This is a genomic window from Bacillus sp. FSL K6-0069, from assembly GCF_038007785.1.
In the GTDB taxonomy this organism is placed as follows: Bacteria; Bacillota; Bacilli; order Bacillales; family Bacillaceae_G; genus Bacillus_A; species Bacillus_A mobilis.
Genome location: NZ_JBBOXN010000001.1, coordinates 2,597,063 through 2,613,468, shown reverse-complemented (window position 1 = coordinate 2,613,468; position 16,406 = coordinate 2,597,063). Strand labels below are relative to the sequence as shown.

At 32.6% G+C, this 16,406-nt stretch carries 17 protein-coding genes; 12 read left to right on the top strand and 5 right to left on the bottom strand.

Annotated features, from left to right (window positions below):
- Window positions 1-58: 58 nt before the first annotated feature.
- The 4 genes from MHB74_RS13310 to MHB74_RS13295 all read left to right on the top strand — a co-directional run bounded on the left by MHB74_RS13310 (window position 59) and on the right by MHB74_RS13295 (window position 2,284).
- Window positions 59-415 (top strand): hypothetical protein, encoded by a 357-nt coding sequence (locus tag MHB74_RS13310; RefSeq protein WP_061679796.1) that lies wholly within the window; start codon window positions 59-61, stop codon window positions 413-415.
- A gap of 26 nt (window positions 416-441) precedes the next feature.
- A complete protein-coding gene (locus MHB74_RS13305) occupies window positions 442-939 on the top strand; it encodes a GNAT family N-acetyltransferase (RefSeq protein ID WP_061679798.1) in 498 nt (165 codons plus the stop codon).
- Window positions 940-1,135: 196 nt separating this feature from the next.
- Complete coding sequence (locus MHB74_RS13300) at window positions 1,136-1,594, top strand: GNAT family N-acetyltransferase (protein WP_061679800.1); 459 nt, start codon at window positions 1,136-1,138, stop codon at window positions 1,592-1,594.
- A 153-nt stretch (window positions 1,595-1,747) separates the two neighbouring features.
- On the top strand, window positions 1,748-2,284 hold the full coding sequence (locus MHB74_RS13295; protein ID WP_061679801.1) for a DUF1697 domain-containing protein: 537 nt from the start codon (window positions 1,748-1,750) through the stop codon (window positions 2,282-2,284).
- A gap of 44 nt (window positions 2,285-2,328) precedes the next feature.
- On the opposite strand, the gene MHB74_RS13290 is transcribed toward MHB74_RS13295, so the two are convergent.
- On the bottom strand, window positions 2,329-2,730 hold the full coding sequence (locus tag MHB74_RS13290) for a hypothetical protein (protein ID WP_061679803.1): 402 nt from the start codon (window positions 2,728-2,730) through the stop codon (window positions 2,329-2,331).
- 209 nt (window positions 2,731-2,939) lie between these two features.
- On the opposite strand from MHB74_RS13290, the gene MHB74_RS13285 reads away from it, so the two are divergent.
- On the top strand, window positions 2,940-4,109 hold the full coding sequence (locus MHB74_RS13285) for a ParM/StbA family protein (RefSeq protein ID WP_061679805.1): 1,170 nt from the start codon (window positions 2,940-2,942) through the stop codon (window positions 4,107-4,109).
- An 11-nt stretch (window positions 4,110-4,120) separates the two neighbouring features.
- Entirely contained in the window at window positions 4,121-4,456 is a 336-nt protein-coding gene (locus MHB74_RS13280; protein ID WP_061679806.1) for a hypothetical protein, read from the top strand.
- A gap of 117 nt (window positions 4,457-4,573) precedes the next feature.
- On the opposite strand, the gene MHB74_RS13275 is transcribed toward MHB74_RS13280, so the two are convergent.
- The gene (locus MHB74_RS13275) at window positions 4,574-5,428 is read right to left on the bottom strand and encodes an alpha/beta fold hydrolase (RefSeq protein WP_061679808.1); all 855 of its coding nucleotides are present in this window, start codon (window positions 5,426-5,428) and stop codon (window positions 4,574-4,576) included.
- Between the two features lie 164 nt (window positions 5,429-5,592).
- On the opposite strand from MHB74_RS13275, the gene MHB74_RS13270 reads away from it, so the two are divergent.
- Complete coding sequence (locus MHB74_RS13270) at window positions 5,593-6,522, top strand: NADP-dependent oxidoreductase (protein ID WP_061679809.1); 930 nt, start codon at window positions 5,593-5,595, stop codon at window positions 6,520-6,522.
- 99 nt (window positions 6,523-6,621) lie between these two features.
- Here MHB74_RS13270 and pdxR read toward each other — a convergent pair whose 3' ends face one another.
- Complete coding sequence (gene pdxR, locus MHB74_RS13265) at window positions 6,622-8,052, bottom strand: MocR-like pyridoxine biosynthesis transcription factor PdxR (RefSeq protein ID WP_061679811.1); 1,431 nt, start codon at window positions 8,050-8,052, stop codon at window positions 6,622-6,624.
- 146 nt (window positions 8,053-8,198) lie between these two features.
- Between pdxR and MHB74_RS13260 the strand changes: the two genes are divergently transcribed.
- Both MHB74_RS13260 and MHB74_RS13255 read left to right on the top strand, forming a co-directional pair.
- Window positions 8,199-9,116, top strand: a complete 918-nt coding sequence (locus MHB74_RS13260) for a DMT family transporter (RefSeq protein WP_061679814.1) — start codon at window positions 8,199-8,201, stop codon at window positions 9,114-9,116.
- Window positions 9,117-9,250: 134 nt separating this feature from the next.
- Window positions 9,251-10,288, top strand: coding sequence for a DnaA N-terminal domain-containing protein (locus tag MHB74_RS13255; protein WP_061679816.1), 1,038 nt, complete (start codon window positions 9,251-9,253; stop codon window positions 10,286-10,288).
- An 18-nt stretch (window positions 10,289-10,306) separates the two neighbouring features.
- On the opposite strand, the gene secY is transcribed toward MHB74_RS13255, so the two are convergent.
- Complete coding sequence (gene secY, locus MHB74_RS13250) at window positions 10,307-11,611, bottom strand: preprotein translocase subunit SecY (protein ID WP_000490104.1); 1,305 nt, start codon at window positions 11,609-11,611, stop codon at window positions 10,307-10,309.
- A 490-nt stretch (window positions 11,612-12,101) separates the two neighbouring features.
- Complete coding sequence (locus MHB74_RS13245; RefSeq protein ID WP_081110391.1) at window positions 12,102-12,377, bottom strand: spore coat protein GerQ; 276 nt, start codon at window positions 12,375-12,377, stop codon at window positions 12,102-12,104.
- Between the two features lie 229 nt (window positions 12,378-12,606).
- Between MHB74_RS13245 and MHB74_RS13240 the strand changes: the two genes are divergently transcribed.
- The 3 genes from MHB74_RS13240 to MHB74_RS13230 all read left to right on the top strand — a co-directional run bounded on the left by MHB74_RS13240 (window position 12,607) and on the right by MHB74_RS13230 (window position 16,278).
- A complete protein-coding gene (locus MHB74_RS13240) occupies window positions 12,607-13,137 on the top strand; it encodes an RNA polymerase sigma factor SigX (RefSeq protein ID WP_061679818.1) in 531 nt (176 codons plus the stop codon).
- The gene (locus tag MHB74_RS13235; RefSeq protein ID WP_061679820.1) at window positions 13,138-14,124 is read left to right on the top strand and encodes a DUF4179 domain-containing protein; all 987 of its coding nucleotides are present in this window, start codon (window positions 13,138-13,140) and stop codon (window positions 14,122-14,124) included.
- 450 nt (window positions 14,125-14,574) lie between these two features.
- Window positions 14,575-16,278: a M4 family metallopeptidase gene (locus tag MHB74_RS13230; protein WP_061679823.1), complete on the top strand. Its 1,704-nt coding sequence runs from the start codon at window positions 14,575-14,577 to the stop codon at window positions 16,276-16,278.
- The last annotated feature ends 128 nt before the right edge of the window (window positions 16,279-16,406 follow it).

Below are 16,406 nucleotides of genomic sequence, written 5' to 3'. Positions count from 1 at the left end.
TATTCAGTTTATTTTTAAGGGAATATATGGTTTAATTATGATGGGAGGGACAACTGTTATGATGAAAAAAAGCGCATTAATAGTATGTAGTTTATGCTTAGGTTTCAGTATGACAGCGTGTGAGCAGAAGAAAGAAGTGAAAAAACAAACAGCGACTTCTTCTACTGTGATGGAAAGGCAGCAGAAAGATTCTATCAATATAAATCATTTCTTGAATATAAATGAAGGAATGACTTATACAGAAGTGAAAGATTTAATTGGCTTTGATGGTAATTTACTTATAGAAGAAGGTGTAGAAGATTCTACACAAATTAAACAAATTTTTTCTTGGAAGGGTAGCGATCCAACTTCATTAGTTGAAATTACTTTTTTAGATGGAAAAGTGCATTCAAAAGCGCAGCAAGGTTTAAGTTAATATGTTGAAAAATGGGAGAGTTTAGCATGAACATACATACAGGGGAAATTCAATTAGTTCCGTATAAGGAGAAATATAAAGAAGTTATACAAACATTTACTTTACCAAGTGAACAAGTTCAATTCACATCAGATCCAGGCGAATTATTGGAGAAAGCAAAAAGTGATCGAACAAAAAATGTGATTGTTATTTTAGATTACAATGGGTTACCTGTTGGTCTTTTCGCATTGCAAACAGGGGATAGAGTACAGGAATTCACAGACAATCAAGATGCTTTACTTTTAACATCATTTTCTATAAATCACAATAGACAAAGAAAAGGATATACTAAAAAGTCATTGGCATTATTACAAGAGTTTGTAAAACGTTATTTCCCGATAAAAAATGAGGTTGTACTTGCTGTAAATGAAAAAAATATTCCTGCACAAAATTTATACGAAAAAGTCGGCTTCCAAGATAAAGGCTTTAGAAGAATGGGACCAATTGGTCAACAAATTATAATGCATTTACCTATTATAAAATAATGAGAAGAAAACTTACTCTTGCATAACAAAGTAGTAAGTTTTTTTATTTAGAACGATAAGAGAATATATGTTAAAAGGCTTTATTTAAGAGTAAAGAAATTATAGCTAGATACATAAAAAAATAAAGATATTTGAAAAACATTAAATTTAGTTAGTTCGACAATCATTAAATAATACTTTTTGGGGGCGTAGCTGTATGGAAATTATTCAATTACTAAAGAAGGATGACTTATTTAATAAGGCAATAGATGTTTTTTGGAAAGAATGGGGTGAGGAAGGTGGGCGTGCATTCTATAAAGATTGCATGACTAATGCTTTAACTGATCCAAATGACATACCGAGTTTTTACATTGCAAAAGTAGATGATAAAATTATCGGAACATATGCATTGATTCGCAATGATTTAAATAGTCGTCAGGATTTGAGCCCGCGGCTAGCATGTTTGTTTGTAGATGGAAAATTTAGAGGTAACTCTATTGGTGAAAAATTGTTGAATCATGGACTGCTAGAAGCTGCAAAAAGAGGGTACCATTTTCTTTATCTTACGTCAGATCTTAACGGCTATTATGAAAAATATGGATGGGATAAAATTGGAGTTGCTTATGGGCCTAGTGGAGGGTGCATACCTTTGTTTAAAAAGTCAACGGCTCTATAACGAAAGCACTTTTTATTCAACAAACAGATGCTTTCGTTGAATAAAATTTAACCGCTATAAGAACCTTACTATAATAAAATGTAGTAAGGTTCTTATAGGGTATTAAATATCTTTACATCAACTTTGAAACACATTTAAATGAGGAGAAATGATATGACAATTTATATTGCATTACTAAGAGGAATCAATGTAGGCGGACATAAGGTAATCAAAATGGCGGATTTAAAACAAATGTTTGAATCCATAGGGTTAAAACAAGTAAAAACATATATTCAAAGTGGTAATATCGTGTTCGAATCTGAAAAAGATATTGGTTTTCTAAATAAACAAATACAATCGGAAATTAAAAACGTTTTTGATTTTGATGTTCCAGTCATGTTAAGAACACGTGATGAATTTATAAATACGATAAAAAGGTGTCCTTATGAAGTCGATTCATTGCTTGAGGGGGAAAGTATACATGTTGCCTTCTTAGCAAATGAACTTTCTGAAAAAGAAAAGGATCAGCTACTTATGCAAAAAAATGAAACTGAAGATTGTTATATAGATGAAAAGGTAGTGTACTTGTTTTTCAAAAATAGCATTCGAAATTCTAAATTAATGAGTCAATTTCAGAAGCTACATACAGCAGCTACAGTAAGAAATTGGCGGACTGTGAATAAATTAAAAGCGATAGTTGAGGGTATATAAACTTAAAAAGGTGAGATTTTCTGTATATAGAAAATCTCACCTTTTTATTTATATTGTTTTGCGACTATAAGTTCGACAATAGGATAAATAAAGAAAGAAGAACAAAGAGAGATAAAAAGAGGAAGATTCTTTATTTCATCGAGTAATAGGAATGCAAATCCTTCTGATGCCATTAAAATAAAAAACATAAGGCCTATTAGTACAAAATAAGCAATTTTAAAGCTTTTATATTTAATTTGTTGTCCCATTTCATCTTGGCTTTCTTCTGATACTCCGTTTGGATCTCCCCAATTAATTTGATTAATTAAATTACCAAGTATTAACGAAAAAGCGAATATTGTCCCTCCAAAAATCGAACCTTCTGTTACATATTTATATGCGCCATATATAAGGACTCCGATTAATGATAAAACGATAATTATGAAAATAAATTTTTTATGATTCAATTTAGAAATGACACCTCCTATTATGTAAAAAACTCTTTACATCCATAGTATAAAATTGGGAAAGTTTTATGTCAAATACTTTTTACATTAAGGGGCGATAATGTGATATTTTGTTTTTACGATAATTAAAAAATTACATTACATTTGAATGTAAAAGAATGGGCTCGCATATATTTGGAAGGGATGTCAGATTAATTTAGGGGGTAGTTATGTCTATTCTATTAAAAGCTGGTGCTGATGCAGGAAATAACGGTTTGAAGTTAATGGTGAAAGGGCAAGACCCTATTTTTATTCCGAGTATATATTCTTTATATATAGGAGAGCCTACAGGATTGTTAGATGAGGGGGATGTTTCATTATCTGAATTAGAAAATCACATTGACGTGACCATTAGTTCTCCATCGCTAATGTTAAATAACGTGCGGTATATTGTTGGAGAAAAAGTCATTCAAGATCAATTAAAAGGTACTGAGGTTGAGAAGAAATCGAATAAGTCAACGGATGAGTTAATGGTTATTACAATTCTATCTGGTTTAGCGGTAAGTGCTATGCGTCAAAGTCCAACTTCTAGTCATATTAATATTCGTTACGATTTATCTGTTGCTCTTCCTATGCAGCTTATTACACAAGAAATAGCTGCGGAAAATGCGAAACGTTATATGGGTAATCATAAAGTTGTGTTCCATTATCCAAACGGACGTGATGTTACGATTAATGTATCTATCGAGTTTTGTAAATGCCTACCTGAAGGTGCTTCCGGGACGTGGGGCATTGTATATGATGAAGAAGGAAATGTTGTGAAACATAAAATAGAATGTGAACAAAATCAAGTTTCAGAAATTGATTTTGTTGATAAAACACTATTATCTTTTGATATTGGTGCAGGGACGACAGAAGAAGTAGTTTCACTAGGTGTGAACTTTAGGCCACAACTAAGTAAGGGCTTATCATATGGTGTGAAAGAAACGTTGCTACAAATTATTACGAGATGGAACCGGAAGTATCCAACAAAAACGATCGATAGCATTACAGAGTTTAACCAAATTTATTTACATGAAAAGCATCCAAGAAATGCCTTATTAGTTGAAGAATCACAACCAGCATTATTAGGTTTAGCAGCGCGTGTCGCAACGGATATCATAAATAAAATTGATGATATGAAAGACGATCCATACGTATTTATTTATGGCGGGGGCGCAGTAATTATTAAAAACAGTTTGAAAATGATTTTAAAACAAAAAGGACGATTAACAAATGTAATTTTTGTAGATAATCCGTTATTTACAAATGCACGTGGATTATTAGTATACACTTGTTCACCAAAATATAGAGAGCATAAGCAAAAAGAGTTAGGGTTTACAAACTTAACGATAAGTTAGTTGGTGGAAGCATGCGATCTAGGCGATATAAACGTGGTGATCGAGTAAAAATCAATATTCATAAGTCGGTATCACCTGAAATGCTTGCATGGCTAAATAAACAATCAAACCCAACGAATTTCTTTTTCTTTGCAGCGCAGCAACTTTTTAAACAAGTAGGAGATATTGATGTGTCAAAAGCTATACCTAGTAGCCATGTTTTCTCATTATACGTAGAGCCATCTTCCATATTAAAAGTTGAAGTAAACCCTTTTAAAAACGTACCACTAGAAGCTAATAAATCCACCGAAAATATAAAAAAAAAATCATGGGAATCTGTTGATCAATTAGATTGTCCGTTTTTTTAAACATAGAAAAATATAAGAAGTGCCCATCACTATACATATGGATACAGTGATGGGCTTTTTTCATGTAACGAATAAAAGGGCACAAATTGTGGTGTGCCCCTTCTATACGTTATTCACCTATATTTTAGAAGTATGTTCAGTAACAGCATGAATTATGTCTTTCCAGTCATCAGGATGATTCTCATGTCCTGCGCCTTCGAGGGTTAATAGGACTGAGTTAGGAATTTCATCAATAAGTGCGAGAGCATGTTCAAAAGGGAGTGCGGTATCATCTGTTCCGTGAATGACTAATGTAGGTGCTTGTATGGAGTGAAGCACACCTTCATATGTATCATCTCCTCGAAGTAGAGCGTGGTTAAACATACTTAATAAATTGTTAGCTCGTTCTATTTCTTGTTTTACCTGTTTATAGACTCTTTTTTCATCTAATGTTCGTTTTGATCCACATAAAAGCCGAGATCCTGAAACTAAATATTCTGCTACAACTTTATCATTTGTCCAATCTAAATGCGTGCCATTTGCGTGATGTGTTAAAATCCTTTCATCCATCGGAGGTAAATCGCGCGTGTTATCGTCAGAGCCTATTACACTTGTAGCTAGTAATGTTAACGACAATATTCTTTCAGGATGTATTACAGCAGCAATTTGAGCTATCATACCACCTAATGACATACCAAATAGATGTGCTTGATTAATATGATAAGCATCAAGTACTCCAATTGCATCTTCTGCCATATTTGTAACTGTATAATTGGAAGTACCGGGTTCATATGCAACAGAGCGCCCTACATCACGGTTATCAAAACGAATAACAAATTTCCCTGTGTTAGCCAACTGTTCACAAAATTCTTCATCCCAATAAACCATTGAACACGTAGCACCCATAATTAATAAAATAGCTGGATTTTTAGGGTTCCCAAAGCTTTCTGTACATATATCAATCCCGTTTATTTTAAATATCTTTTCAGTCATAAATTTATCCCCATTTCTTTTTTAATGTAATTAAAAATACAGTTTTGAATGATTCTAATGTTTCTTATGTAATTACCTCCGAAAATAAGTTTATGATAATTCAAGGCAAAAAATTTTGAGAAATATTTGTATGTTATTAAAATAAACAGCAAGGAGGAATGGAAATGAAAGCAATTGTTATAGATCAATATGGTAGTGTTGAAGAATTAACAGAAAGACAAGTTTTAAAACCGGTTGTTAAAGATAACGAGGTATTAATACGTATTCTCGCAACATCTATTAATCCTGTTGATTGGAAAATAAGAAAAGGAGACTTGCAACAACAGTTACGATTTTCATTTCCAATCATTTTAGGGTTAGATGTAGCTGGAATTATTGAAGAAGTTGGGGAAGAAGTAGAGTGTTTCAAAATAGGAGATAAGGTGTATACGAAACCTGAAAATATAGGACAGGGCTCTTATGCTGAATTCATTACAGTAAAATCGGATTTAGTATCCTATATGCCTACAAATCTAAGTTTCGAAGAGGCAGCTTCAATTCCTCTTGCAGGACTTACAGCGTGGCAAAGTCTTGTAGATTACGCAACAATAAAAGAACATGACCGAGTACTTATTCATGCTGGAGCTGGTGGAGTTGGAAGTTTAGCAATCCAAATCGCAAAATCATTTGGAGCTTTTGTTGCGACAACTGCCAGTAGTAAGAATGAAGAGTTTTTAAAGTCTTTAGGAGCGGATCTTGTTATTGATTATAAAAAAGATAAATTTGAAGAACTACTATCAGATATTGATATTGTGTTAGATACAATTGGTGGCGAAGTACAAGAAAAAAGTTTTCAAATTATAAAACCTGGTGGTGTTTTCGTTTCGATTGTTCATGAGCCAATTCAAAAAGTAAAAGGAATAAAATCAGGTTTTTTATGGCTAAAACCAAATGGAAAGCAACTAGAAGAATTATCAGATTTAATTGTACATGAAAAAATAAAACCAATCATAAGTAAAATTGTTCCGTTTAATGAAGCAGGGGTTAGAGAAGCTCATATTTTGAGTGAAGGTCAACATGTTAGAGGTAAGATTGTAATGAAAGTCGGAGGATAATGTTTGAACCACGAAAAAACTTAGAAACAAATACTATCCCAAAAGTCACATTTTCATTTTGGGATAGTATTTCTTATTGGACATGTAATGTTATCTCTATTATATACAGTTTCGTATTGTATCATGTAATCTCTCTAAACCAATTAACATATCTTTTTCATTTAACATAGAATAGCTAATCCTTAATTGGTGATTATTTATTTCGGGATTTAATAGACAAGCTGTTCCTGGTAAAAAAGAGACATCTACTTCATTTGCTTTTTGTAATAAGGTAAAGGGATCTATCGAATCAGGAAGTGTAATCCATAAATTAAAGCCACCATTTGGTATTTCAAATCTTATTTCTTTAAGTGGTAATAACAAATCAATCGTTATATCACGTCTAATTTGTAAAGCCGTACGCAATTTTTCTAAATGGTTTTTCATACGTTCTGCACGCAGGAAAGGTAGAAGTGCTTTTTGTGTTAATAAAGGGCTACCGATATCCATTGAACCTTTGACAGCATATAACCATTCGAAAATAGGACCATCTGCAATAAGTGCTGCAATACGCAGTCCGGGGGCTAACGTCTTACTAAATCCTTTTATATATATTACGTGGCCATTCGTATCAAAGTTTTTGATAGGAGGAGGAACAGTCGCACCCTCAAAATATATCTCTCCGAAAGAATCATCTTCAATTATAAAAAACTCATATAGCTCCGCTAGTTCTATAAGTTCCATTCTCCGTTCTTTACTCATTACGGTACCTGTTGGGTTCTGGAAAGTTGGATTCGTATACAATAATACGGGATTTTTACTTTGACAAATATCATCTATTAAGTCAGAGCGAACTCCTTGATTATCAAGAGAAACTGGAATAATTTGAGCACCTTTATTGATGAAAATATCAAGTGCAGCACTGTAACACGGACTTTCCACTAATACAATATCACCAGGTTTTAATAATGTTTGAGCAATTAAATCAATTCCTTGTTGTGCTCCGCTTGTAATTAATAATTGAGAGGGATCTGTCACTAATTGCTGATGTTCTTTTAAGTAAATTGCTATTTCAACTCGCAGTTCATAATCGCCTTGAACTGGACCATACGTTGCTAGGAGCATTTGGTCTTTATTCAGTATTTTATGCATTTCATCGGCTAAGAATGGATTTGGTAATAAGCGAGGATATAAAATTGCTTGTGAAAAATCGTAATATTTCCGGTGCTGATTCATTGTATATTGAGATCGCATAACATTAATCGTTTTCGTTTGTTGCCATTTATACGTAATTGGTTTGAAGTCTTTCTTTCCATGTTTATGTATATAAGCACCTTTTCCTTGCTCAATGCGTATATATTCTTTCTTTTCTAGCTGCTTATATGCTTTACGAACTGTTAATAGGCTAATCTGTAAATCTTCGGCCATAGTGCGTAAAGATGGAAGTGCGTCACCATGTGAAAGCATGCCACTTTGTACTCTTTCAACGATTTGCATATATATTTGCTTGTAATACGGTATGTTGGATTCTTTATGAAGGACAATCTTCATGGTTTCACCTTCTTCGTTTTTATTTAATTAAAGCGAAAAATATATAGAGAATCAACTACAATTTTAGGCAACTGTTATATACATAGTTACACTGTTATACACCATACCTTCTATACTCATGGTAAGAGTAAAAAGGAGGAAGAAAAATGGTCATTTTCAATTATATTTTAGTATGTATTATTTTCGGAACAACATTTTTAACGATAAAAATCGGAATTGAAGCAGGAGCACCTCCATTATTTTCAGCAGGCATTCGTTTCTTTTTAGCAGGAGTAATTCTGATGATTATATTTAAGTTAAAAAGGAAAGAAATTATGCCACATGTATTTTCAAAACGAATTATGTATGCTGGTTTTTGTTTAACATTTATGACATTCGCATTACTGTACTGGGCAGAACAATATATTTCTTCGGGATTAGCTGCTGTGCTTTCTGCAACGGGACCGATGATGATTTTGTTATTACAGGCAAGGAGAAATAAGACAAAATTAAAAAAGGAACAATTTTTCGCATTAATTATTGCACTAATAGGCGTTGTTTTTGTATCTTTACCAGGTATGCACCAAGAAGTAAGTTTCATATGGAGTATTGCTTGTGTTGTTTTAATAATAGGAGAGTTATTTTACGGAATAGGCTCTATTCGATCAAAAGAAATACTTTCGGATTTACAAAATGTCTCACCATTTCTCATAAATGGTATTCAAATGTTTTATGGAGGAGTTTTACTATTAATCGTGTCTGCCGTAGTAGAACAACCGAATGTATCTGTATTAGCCTCTTGGAGTGTACAATGGCCTATTTTATATCTAATCTTTATTGGATCAATTGGTGGGCATGGATTATATTATTGGCTCTTATCAAAAACAAATCCTGTATTCCCATCAACGTGGTTATATGTCTCACCGTTAATTGCTATTATAGTAGGCTATATCATATTAGGCGAACCTTTAAACCCCGCAATGGGAATAGGTGCTTGTTTTATTTTGGCTGGTGTATTTTTAGCTAATCGATCCACACTCCGTACTTATTTTAAACAAGGGAGATTATTTGAGAAGGAAATGTAGTGGTATAAAGAAGCAGCTCTGTATAAAATAGAGCTGCTTTAATTTTATTAAAGATACGGATTGACTTTATTTATTGGAAAGTCGTAATATTATTAAGCTATATGAAAGAGAACTATAAAAGAGGGGGAGTTATTATGAAAATAAATTGGACTGAAGTAAAGCGAAAAATTCGACCGCAAATTTCAAAACCATCATATGAAACTTGGTTTACGAATACTACTGTTTATTTAGAGGATGATTTATTAACAATTTACTGTCCGAATGAATTTGCACGTGACTGGTTAGAATCTCATTACAAAGAATTAGTATTTAATACATTAAGAGAAATGTTTAATACGACGTTTGAAATTCAGTTTGATCTATGTAATGGCGAACCACATAAGTTGAATGATATTCAAAAAGAAAGGCTTAATAGCTGGGATGACGTTAAGAAAGCATTAAGACCAAAATTAGCAGAGAAAACTTTTATGAAGTGGATTAGAAATACAAATGCTACGATAGAAGATAATACATTAATAATCTTTTGTGAAGATGCGTTTCATCGTGATTTGCTTGAAGGAGAGTATAAAAATATAATTTCAAGTACCGTACAGAATCTTACAAATGAAGAATATCAAATTTGGTTCGAAATAGAATCAAAAACCACTTCTATAGCACAGATTCTTAACATGCAAAATCATCCACTCACTTCTGGACAAGAGGAATCCAACACGATTTGGGATGAAATAAAAGATAAAATCCAATTAACAATTTCAAGACCTTCATATGAAACGTGGGTTAAAGAAACGACAGCCAGAATAAAAGAAAATTCATTGATCATTTATTTTGAAAACGACTTCCAACAAGGATGGGTTGAAAAGTCTTATAAAGATTTAATTTCGCAAATAGCTAAAGAATTAACTGGAAATACATATGAACTTCAATTTGAATTAGAATCAAATAAAGATGCAAACATTAATGATGAAAAATTAAAATTACCTACTGAAAATACTATTTTCGAATTATGGGAGCAGTTCAAATCGTCCAATGATGAGTTAAAATATAATAATGTACTGGATAGCGAAAAACGCATTCAGGCATTAGAAGAAAAAATAGTGAACTTAGAAAAAGTGATTGATACATTAGTGGGAAAATTAGATGTAGCAGAATCAAAAACACAGTTGGAAAAATAACCAACTGTGTTTTTTTACTTAATTTACTTTTTTTATAAATCCTTTATAATGACGTTTCACAAGCTGACTTTCTAATGTCTTCATTGTTTCAAGTGCTACACCGACGATGATAAGTAAGCTTGTACCACCAATTTGTGCAGAAGGTGGTAACGTAGCAATTTTCGTGAATACGAGCGGTAAGATTGAAATTGCACCTAAGAAAATTGCGCCAATAAATGTTAATCGATATAAAATCTTAGTTACATATTGTTCTGTTGATTTACCAGGGCGAATACCAGGCACATATCCATTTTGCTTTTTCAAATTCTCAGCCATTTGTTCAGGATTTACTTGAATAAATGCGTAGAAGTATGTGAAAGCAACGATAAGACCGACATAAAGTGTCATTCCAAATGGATGTGCAAAATCAAGATTTGCAACGATCCATTTGGAGACGCTTGAATCAGGGAAGAGCTGCGCAATTGTACGCGGCGTCATTAAAAATGCGGAAGCAAAGATTACTGGAATTACACCAGCACTATTTACTTTAAGAGGTAAATGAGTGTTTTTTGCTCCTTGATATTGATTGTTTCCTGAAACAGCTTTTGCATATTGAATCGGTATTTTACGCACAGCTTGTTGTATGTAAATTACGCCAACAACTATCGCTAAAATAACGAGACCAATTAAGACCATCTTTATGATGTGCATGAATAATTGATCGCCTGCATTTTGAAATTGTTGCAAATAAATTTGGTTCGCAACATTTGGAATCGCTGCTACAAGTCCTGCGAAGATAATCATCGAAATACCATTACCTACTCCATTAGCGGTAATTTGTTCACCTAACCAAAGTAAAAATGCAGTACCTGCAGTTAAAACTGTCGCAATAAATAAGTATGTAGTCCAGCTTTGATCTGTTATTAATTGTCCACCTGCTATATTATTAAAACCATAAGACATCCCAATGGCTTGTATGAATGCGAGAATGATTGTAAAGTATCGAGTGAATTGAGCTGATTTCTTACGGCCCATCTCTCCTTGCTTTGCCCATTCCGAAAATTTAGGTATAACGTCCATTTGTAGTAATTGTACTATGATGGAAGCTGTAATATAAGGTGTAATACCTACAGCAAAGATTGAGAAGTGTTGCAGTGCTCCTCCGCCAAATACGTTTAGCATACCTAAAACGTTAGCTTGATCTTGTACTTTTAATACCTCTGCGTTAGTATGAGGAACTGGAATAAACGTGCCAATTCGAAAAACAATTAGCATCGCTAATGTAAAAAGAATTTTGTTTCTTATCTCAGCTACTCTCATGAAATTTGAAATCGTACGAAACATTATGTCGCCTCCTATATTTTTATCAGTTTAAAACTGATTATTATATCCCGATGAAGTAACCACAAACCTCCTTCCGCATTAAATTCATTTGACAAATGGATTTACATACATTTTGTAGTTTTCTCGGATATAAAAATATAAGGTTTTTAGCGACCTATAAACTTTTCATAATCATTCAATACACATAATATATCGAATAAATTAACAAATGTACATACATACGCATGAAAAATGAATGAATAGGGGCATTTTTTTACAATTATTTAATATTAAATTGAATGGATACGTTTTAAATCGTCGGAATTTTCTTTATTATTATTTTCACATATAAATCGCAAAGCTTATTTTTAAAGTAAATGCTATGTGAAGAATGAATATCTGGACTGGACAATGAGTAGCGTATTTTGAGAAATAGAGGAATGAAAAAAAGCACCTTTAATAGGGTGTTTTTTATTTATACTCACAAGTTCATAAAACTTTTATTAAATATTTAACAGCACCATTTTGGTTTATTAATAGTTTGACTGTTAGGAAATTCTATATAATTTAGGTAGATTCGTTGTAATAGATACAATTTACCGCTGGCTGGATCCTCAATGGTAAAATAGTCAGTTCCAGCTGCTGTAAGAATCCCTGTGTACGATTGCGTACCAAGTGATGAATCTCTTGCATATGTCAAAACCGCCGTAATTTGTCCACCTATATTGGTGCATAAAAAATCTTGAATGCTACAATCGCAATCATTATACGAGTTTTTTGCATTAATATGTCTCCTTTAGTTTTTAATATACTATTAAAATTTCTAGTAATATGCTTAGACGATGAAAAGGGTTCTATTAAGTTATTTAGTATAAAAGAATGTATTTTGTGAACTTTATTTAGAAGATAAGCGGATGTAGTAGTACATAATAAAAAATATTATTTTTTTGTCACAAAAATGAGCATTCTGGTTTCTCTATAATGCAGGCATCAAACGAGAGAGAGGTTTTACTTACATGCAAACAATAAAAAGTGAAGAGAGGAATGTTTCACAAATAACATTTGAAGAGTTGTTTAAACAAAATTATGCGTATGTTGTTAAACAAATAATATGGATCATTAAAGAACAGACAGTTGCTGAGGAATTAGCACAAGAGGTGTTTTTACAACTGTATCATTCAGATTGGAAAACAATAGAAAATTTACGTGCTTGGCTTATAAAGTCGTCTACTTATGTCGCCTATAACTACATTCGCTCTGAAAAGAGACATCAGGCAAGAATCGATAAAGAAGCTCAATATCAAGAAGTTCAAATTGATTCGTCACTAGATGATGAATGGATTAGAAAAGAAGAAATTACAAAAGTACAAATGGTGTTGCAGCAAATGAAGGAACAAGAAAGAACGATATTGTTAATGAAATTTTCAGGGTTTCGATATAAAGAAATCGCGCAAGTACTTCAAATTGACGATTCATCTATTGGAACATTGTTGGCACGAGCTAAGCTAAAGTTTCGGAAAAATTTTGAACAAATGGAGGGGAACTAAATGACCTGTTATGAAATGGGATCCATTCAATCATATATTGATGGCGAACTTTCCCGTGAGGAAAGAAAACAATTTATAAAGCATTTAGACAAATGTAAGGAATGTCAAAATTTATTAATTGAGCTAACGGAATTAAATCAATGGGAAAATTCAACACTTGCCGAGGAGAAGCTTCATGAGACTCCAGAAATAAATATTGATGTCGAAAAAGCATGGCAAACATTTAATAGTCATAACCAGTCTAATAATGTACTTAGTACAAATCAAATGATAGAAAAAAAGCAGGGAGTATTTTCAAATATGAATAAAAAATCAAAACGTTTCATGTATACGGCGGTTGCTGCGGTAGGTATTTTTACTACAGCTATGATTCCGCAAGTTCAAGTTGCAGCAACTAATATTGCTTCTTACTTTGCTAATGAGGTTTTAAATGATTCAGTTGTAAATGAAGGAAGTAAAGATGAAAACGGTGTACAGCAAGAAGGTATGTTGAAAGGGCAGTTTATCCCTATCGATGAAAAAATAACGGATCAAGGAATAACTGTACATCTTAAAGAATTATATGTGGCAGATGCGCGCATATCTGTTCATTATAGAGTTGAAAAAGCCGATGGAACTCTTATGCCATTTGAATTTGATACAAATGGATTAGATATAAAAAGTGATGGGAAAATAAACGGACAACAAGAAGAAAATCCTGAGTATAACATAGGAAATGGTATGTTTTCACAATTATCATTTATTCAAAGTGAAGACAATTTACCATTCGAATTAATGTCAGAAGGAAAAAAGTTAGAGCATGTAGGCATACGTGATAAAGACAGACCAGAAGGTGTCATTACATTTGTTGAAGGTCCTGAAGGAAAAGGTTCCTTTAAACAACCTTTAACATTAGATGTAAACATAAATAAAATAGGAAAAATAGCTGGATCTTGGAAAGGGCAACTTCAAATTAATCCTGAAATGTTAATAAATAAAACAAATTAATATGAAAAAAAGAATAAAACAATACATGTCGAGTGCTATCTTTATCTATTGTTTTGCTTTCATCATGTTTGTTTCTTACATTATTTTAACTATCTCTATTATCTACTAATCAAATAGTACCGGAGAATTTCAATGTATTAGATAACGAATTTTTAAAGGCTATTGTGCAGAGAAACCACTAAATAAACAATTGAATGAGACGAGCATATACTAATAAATGACACAATGCATTTATGATTTTTAATCGTATGTAAAGAGCACCTTAGGGAGCTCTTTTTTTATTGAAATTAATGTACTTATATGAGTTGTTCTTTATTTATATCATCGTCCTTACAGTATGTAATTCTGCATAATATTACATAAATTATGTATTTTCTCTTTTTTTCGACAGAAACAGCAAGTATACTTTGTACAAGCTTTCTATTTCAAAAATTATACGAGGTGAAAAAAATGAAAAACAAAAAGACATTAACTAAGGTAGCTTTAACAACTGGCTTAGCTTTAACAGCTGTAGCACCATACGGAGTAGGTCATGCAGAGGAAACAGATCAACTACAAGTTCAAATTCAAGAAGAATCGTTCCGTTCAGGTGAACTTACACAACCGTCACAAAAGGCACCAGAGAATGTAGTACAAGATGCTCTGAAGGAGAAAACAGAACAAGCTCTTTCTCCAAACCAAGTCAATGGGGAAACAGGAGTAGATTATAAAGTTCTTCAAAAACGTGGTTCATATGATGGGACTACACTTGTACGTATACAGCAAACATACGAAGGAAAAGAAGTATATGGTCATCAATTAACTGCACACGTAGATAATAAGGGCGTTATTAAAAGTGTTTCAGGCGATAGCGCGCAAAATTTAAAACAAGAAGAATTGAAAAAACCTATCAATCTATCAAAAGATGAAGCAACACAATATATTTATACGAAGTACGGGAACGATATCAATTTTATTGCTGAGCCAGAAATTAAAGAAGTTATTTTTGTTGATGAAAAGAATGGACAAGCTAGCAATGCATATCAGGTTACATTTGAAGCTGCAACACCAAACTATGTTTCCGGAACTTATTTAGTAAATGCACAAAATGGTGATATGTTAAAAAATATGGTACAAGAATCTAACTTAAAAGCAAGTGAAAAACTAGTTGGCGCATTAAAGAAAAGTAAAAAAAGCAATCTTACATCATTAACTGGAACAGGAAAAGATGATTTAGGTATATCACGTACATTTGGTATCTCTAAACAAAGTAATGGCAAATATGCCCTTGCTGATTATACAAGAGGCCAAGGAATTGAAACATATGATGTAAATTATAGAGACATTACTAAAGAAGAAAGCTATTATCCTGGTACATTAGCAACTAGCACTTCGACAACATTTAGCGATCCAAAAGCAGTAAGTGCTCATTACTTAGCAACAAAAGTATTTGATTTTTATAAAGATAAATATAAGCGTAATAGCTTTGATAATAAGGGACAAAAGGTAGTTTCAGTTGTACATGCTTGGGATTCTGGAGATACGAATGATCCGAAAAATTGGCAGAATGCTTTAAGTGCGAATAATGGAAGTATGCTTGTATATGGAGATCCTATCGTCAAAGCATATGACGTAGCTGGCCATGAATTTACACATGCTGTTACTTCTAGCGAATCTAATCTTGAATACTACGGTGAATCTGGTGCGATTAATGAGGCGCTATCTGATATTATGGGAACATCTATTGAGAAATACGTAAATAATGGAAGCTTTAACTGGACGATGGGAGAACAAACTGGATCTATTTTCCGTGATATGGAAAACCCGGCTTCTGTTCCATCTTCACTTGGTGTACCTTATCCAGATGATTACAGTGAATTTAATGATTTTAATGGATGGGATCAAGGTGGCGTTCATTTTAATTCAAGTATTATTAATAAAGTTGCGTATCTCATTGCAAAAGGTGGAACTCATAACGGTGTAACTGTTAAAGGGATTGGTGAAGATAAAATGTTTGATATCTTCTATTATGCAAATACAGATGAGTTAAATATGACTTCTAATTTCAAGGAATTGAGATCAGCATGCATTCGAGTGGCAACGAATAAATATGGAGCGAATACAGCTGAAGTTCAAGCAGTTCAAAAGGCATTTGATGCAGCAAAAATTAAGTAAGTTAGAAATATAGTTTTCATTCATATATTATTACATTATGAAAAACAGCTGCTGTCATTTTAAAGATAGTAGCTGTTTTTTTATGCAGCAATGTATGAGTGAAAATAAACTTACTAAGCGATAATGAG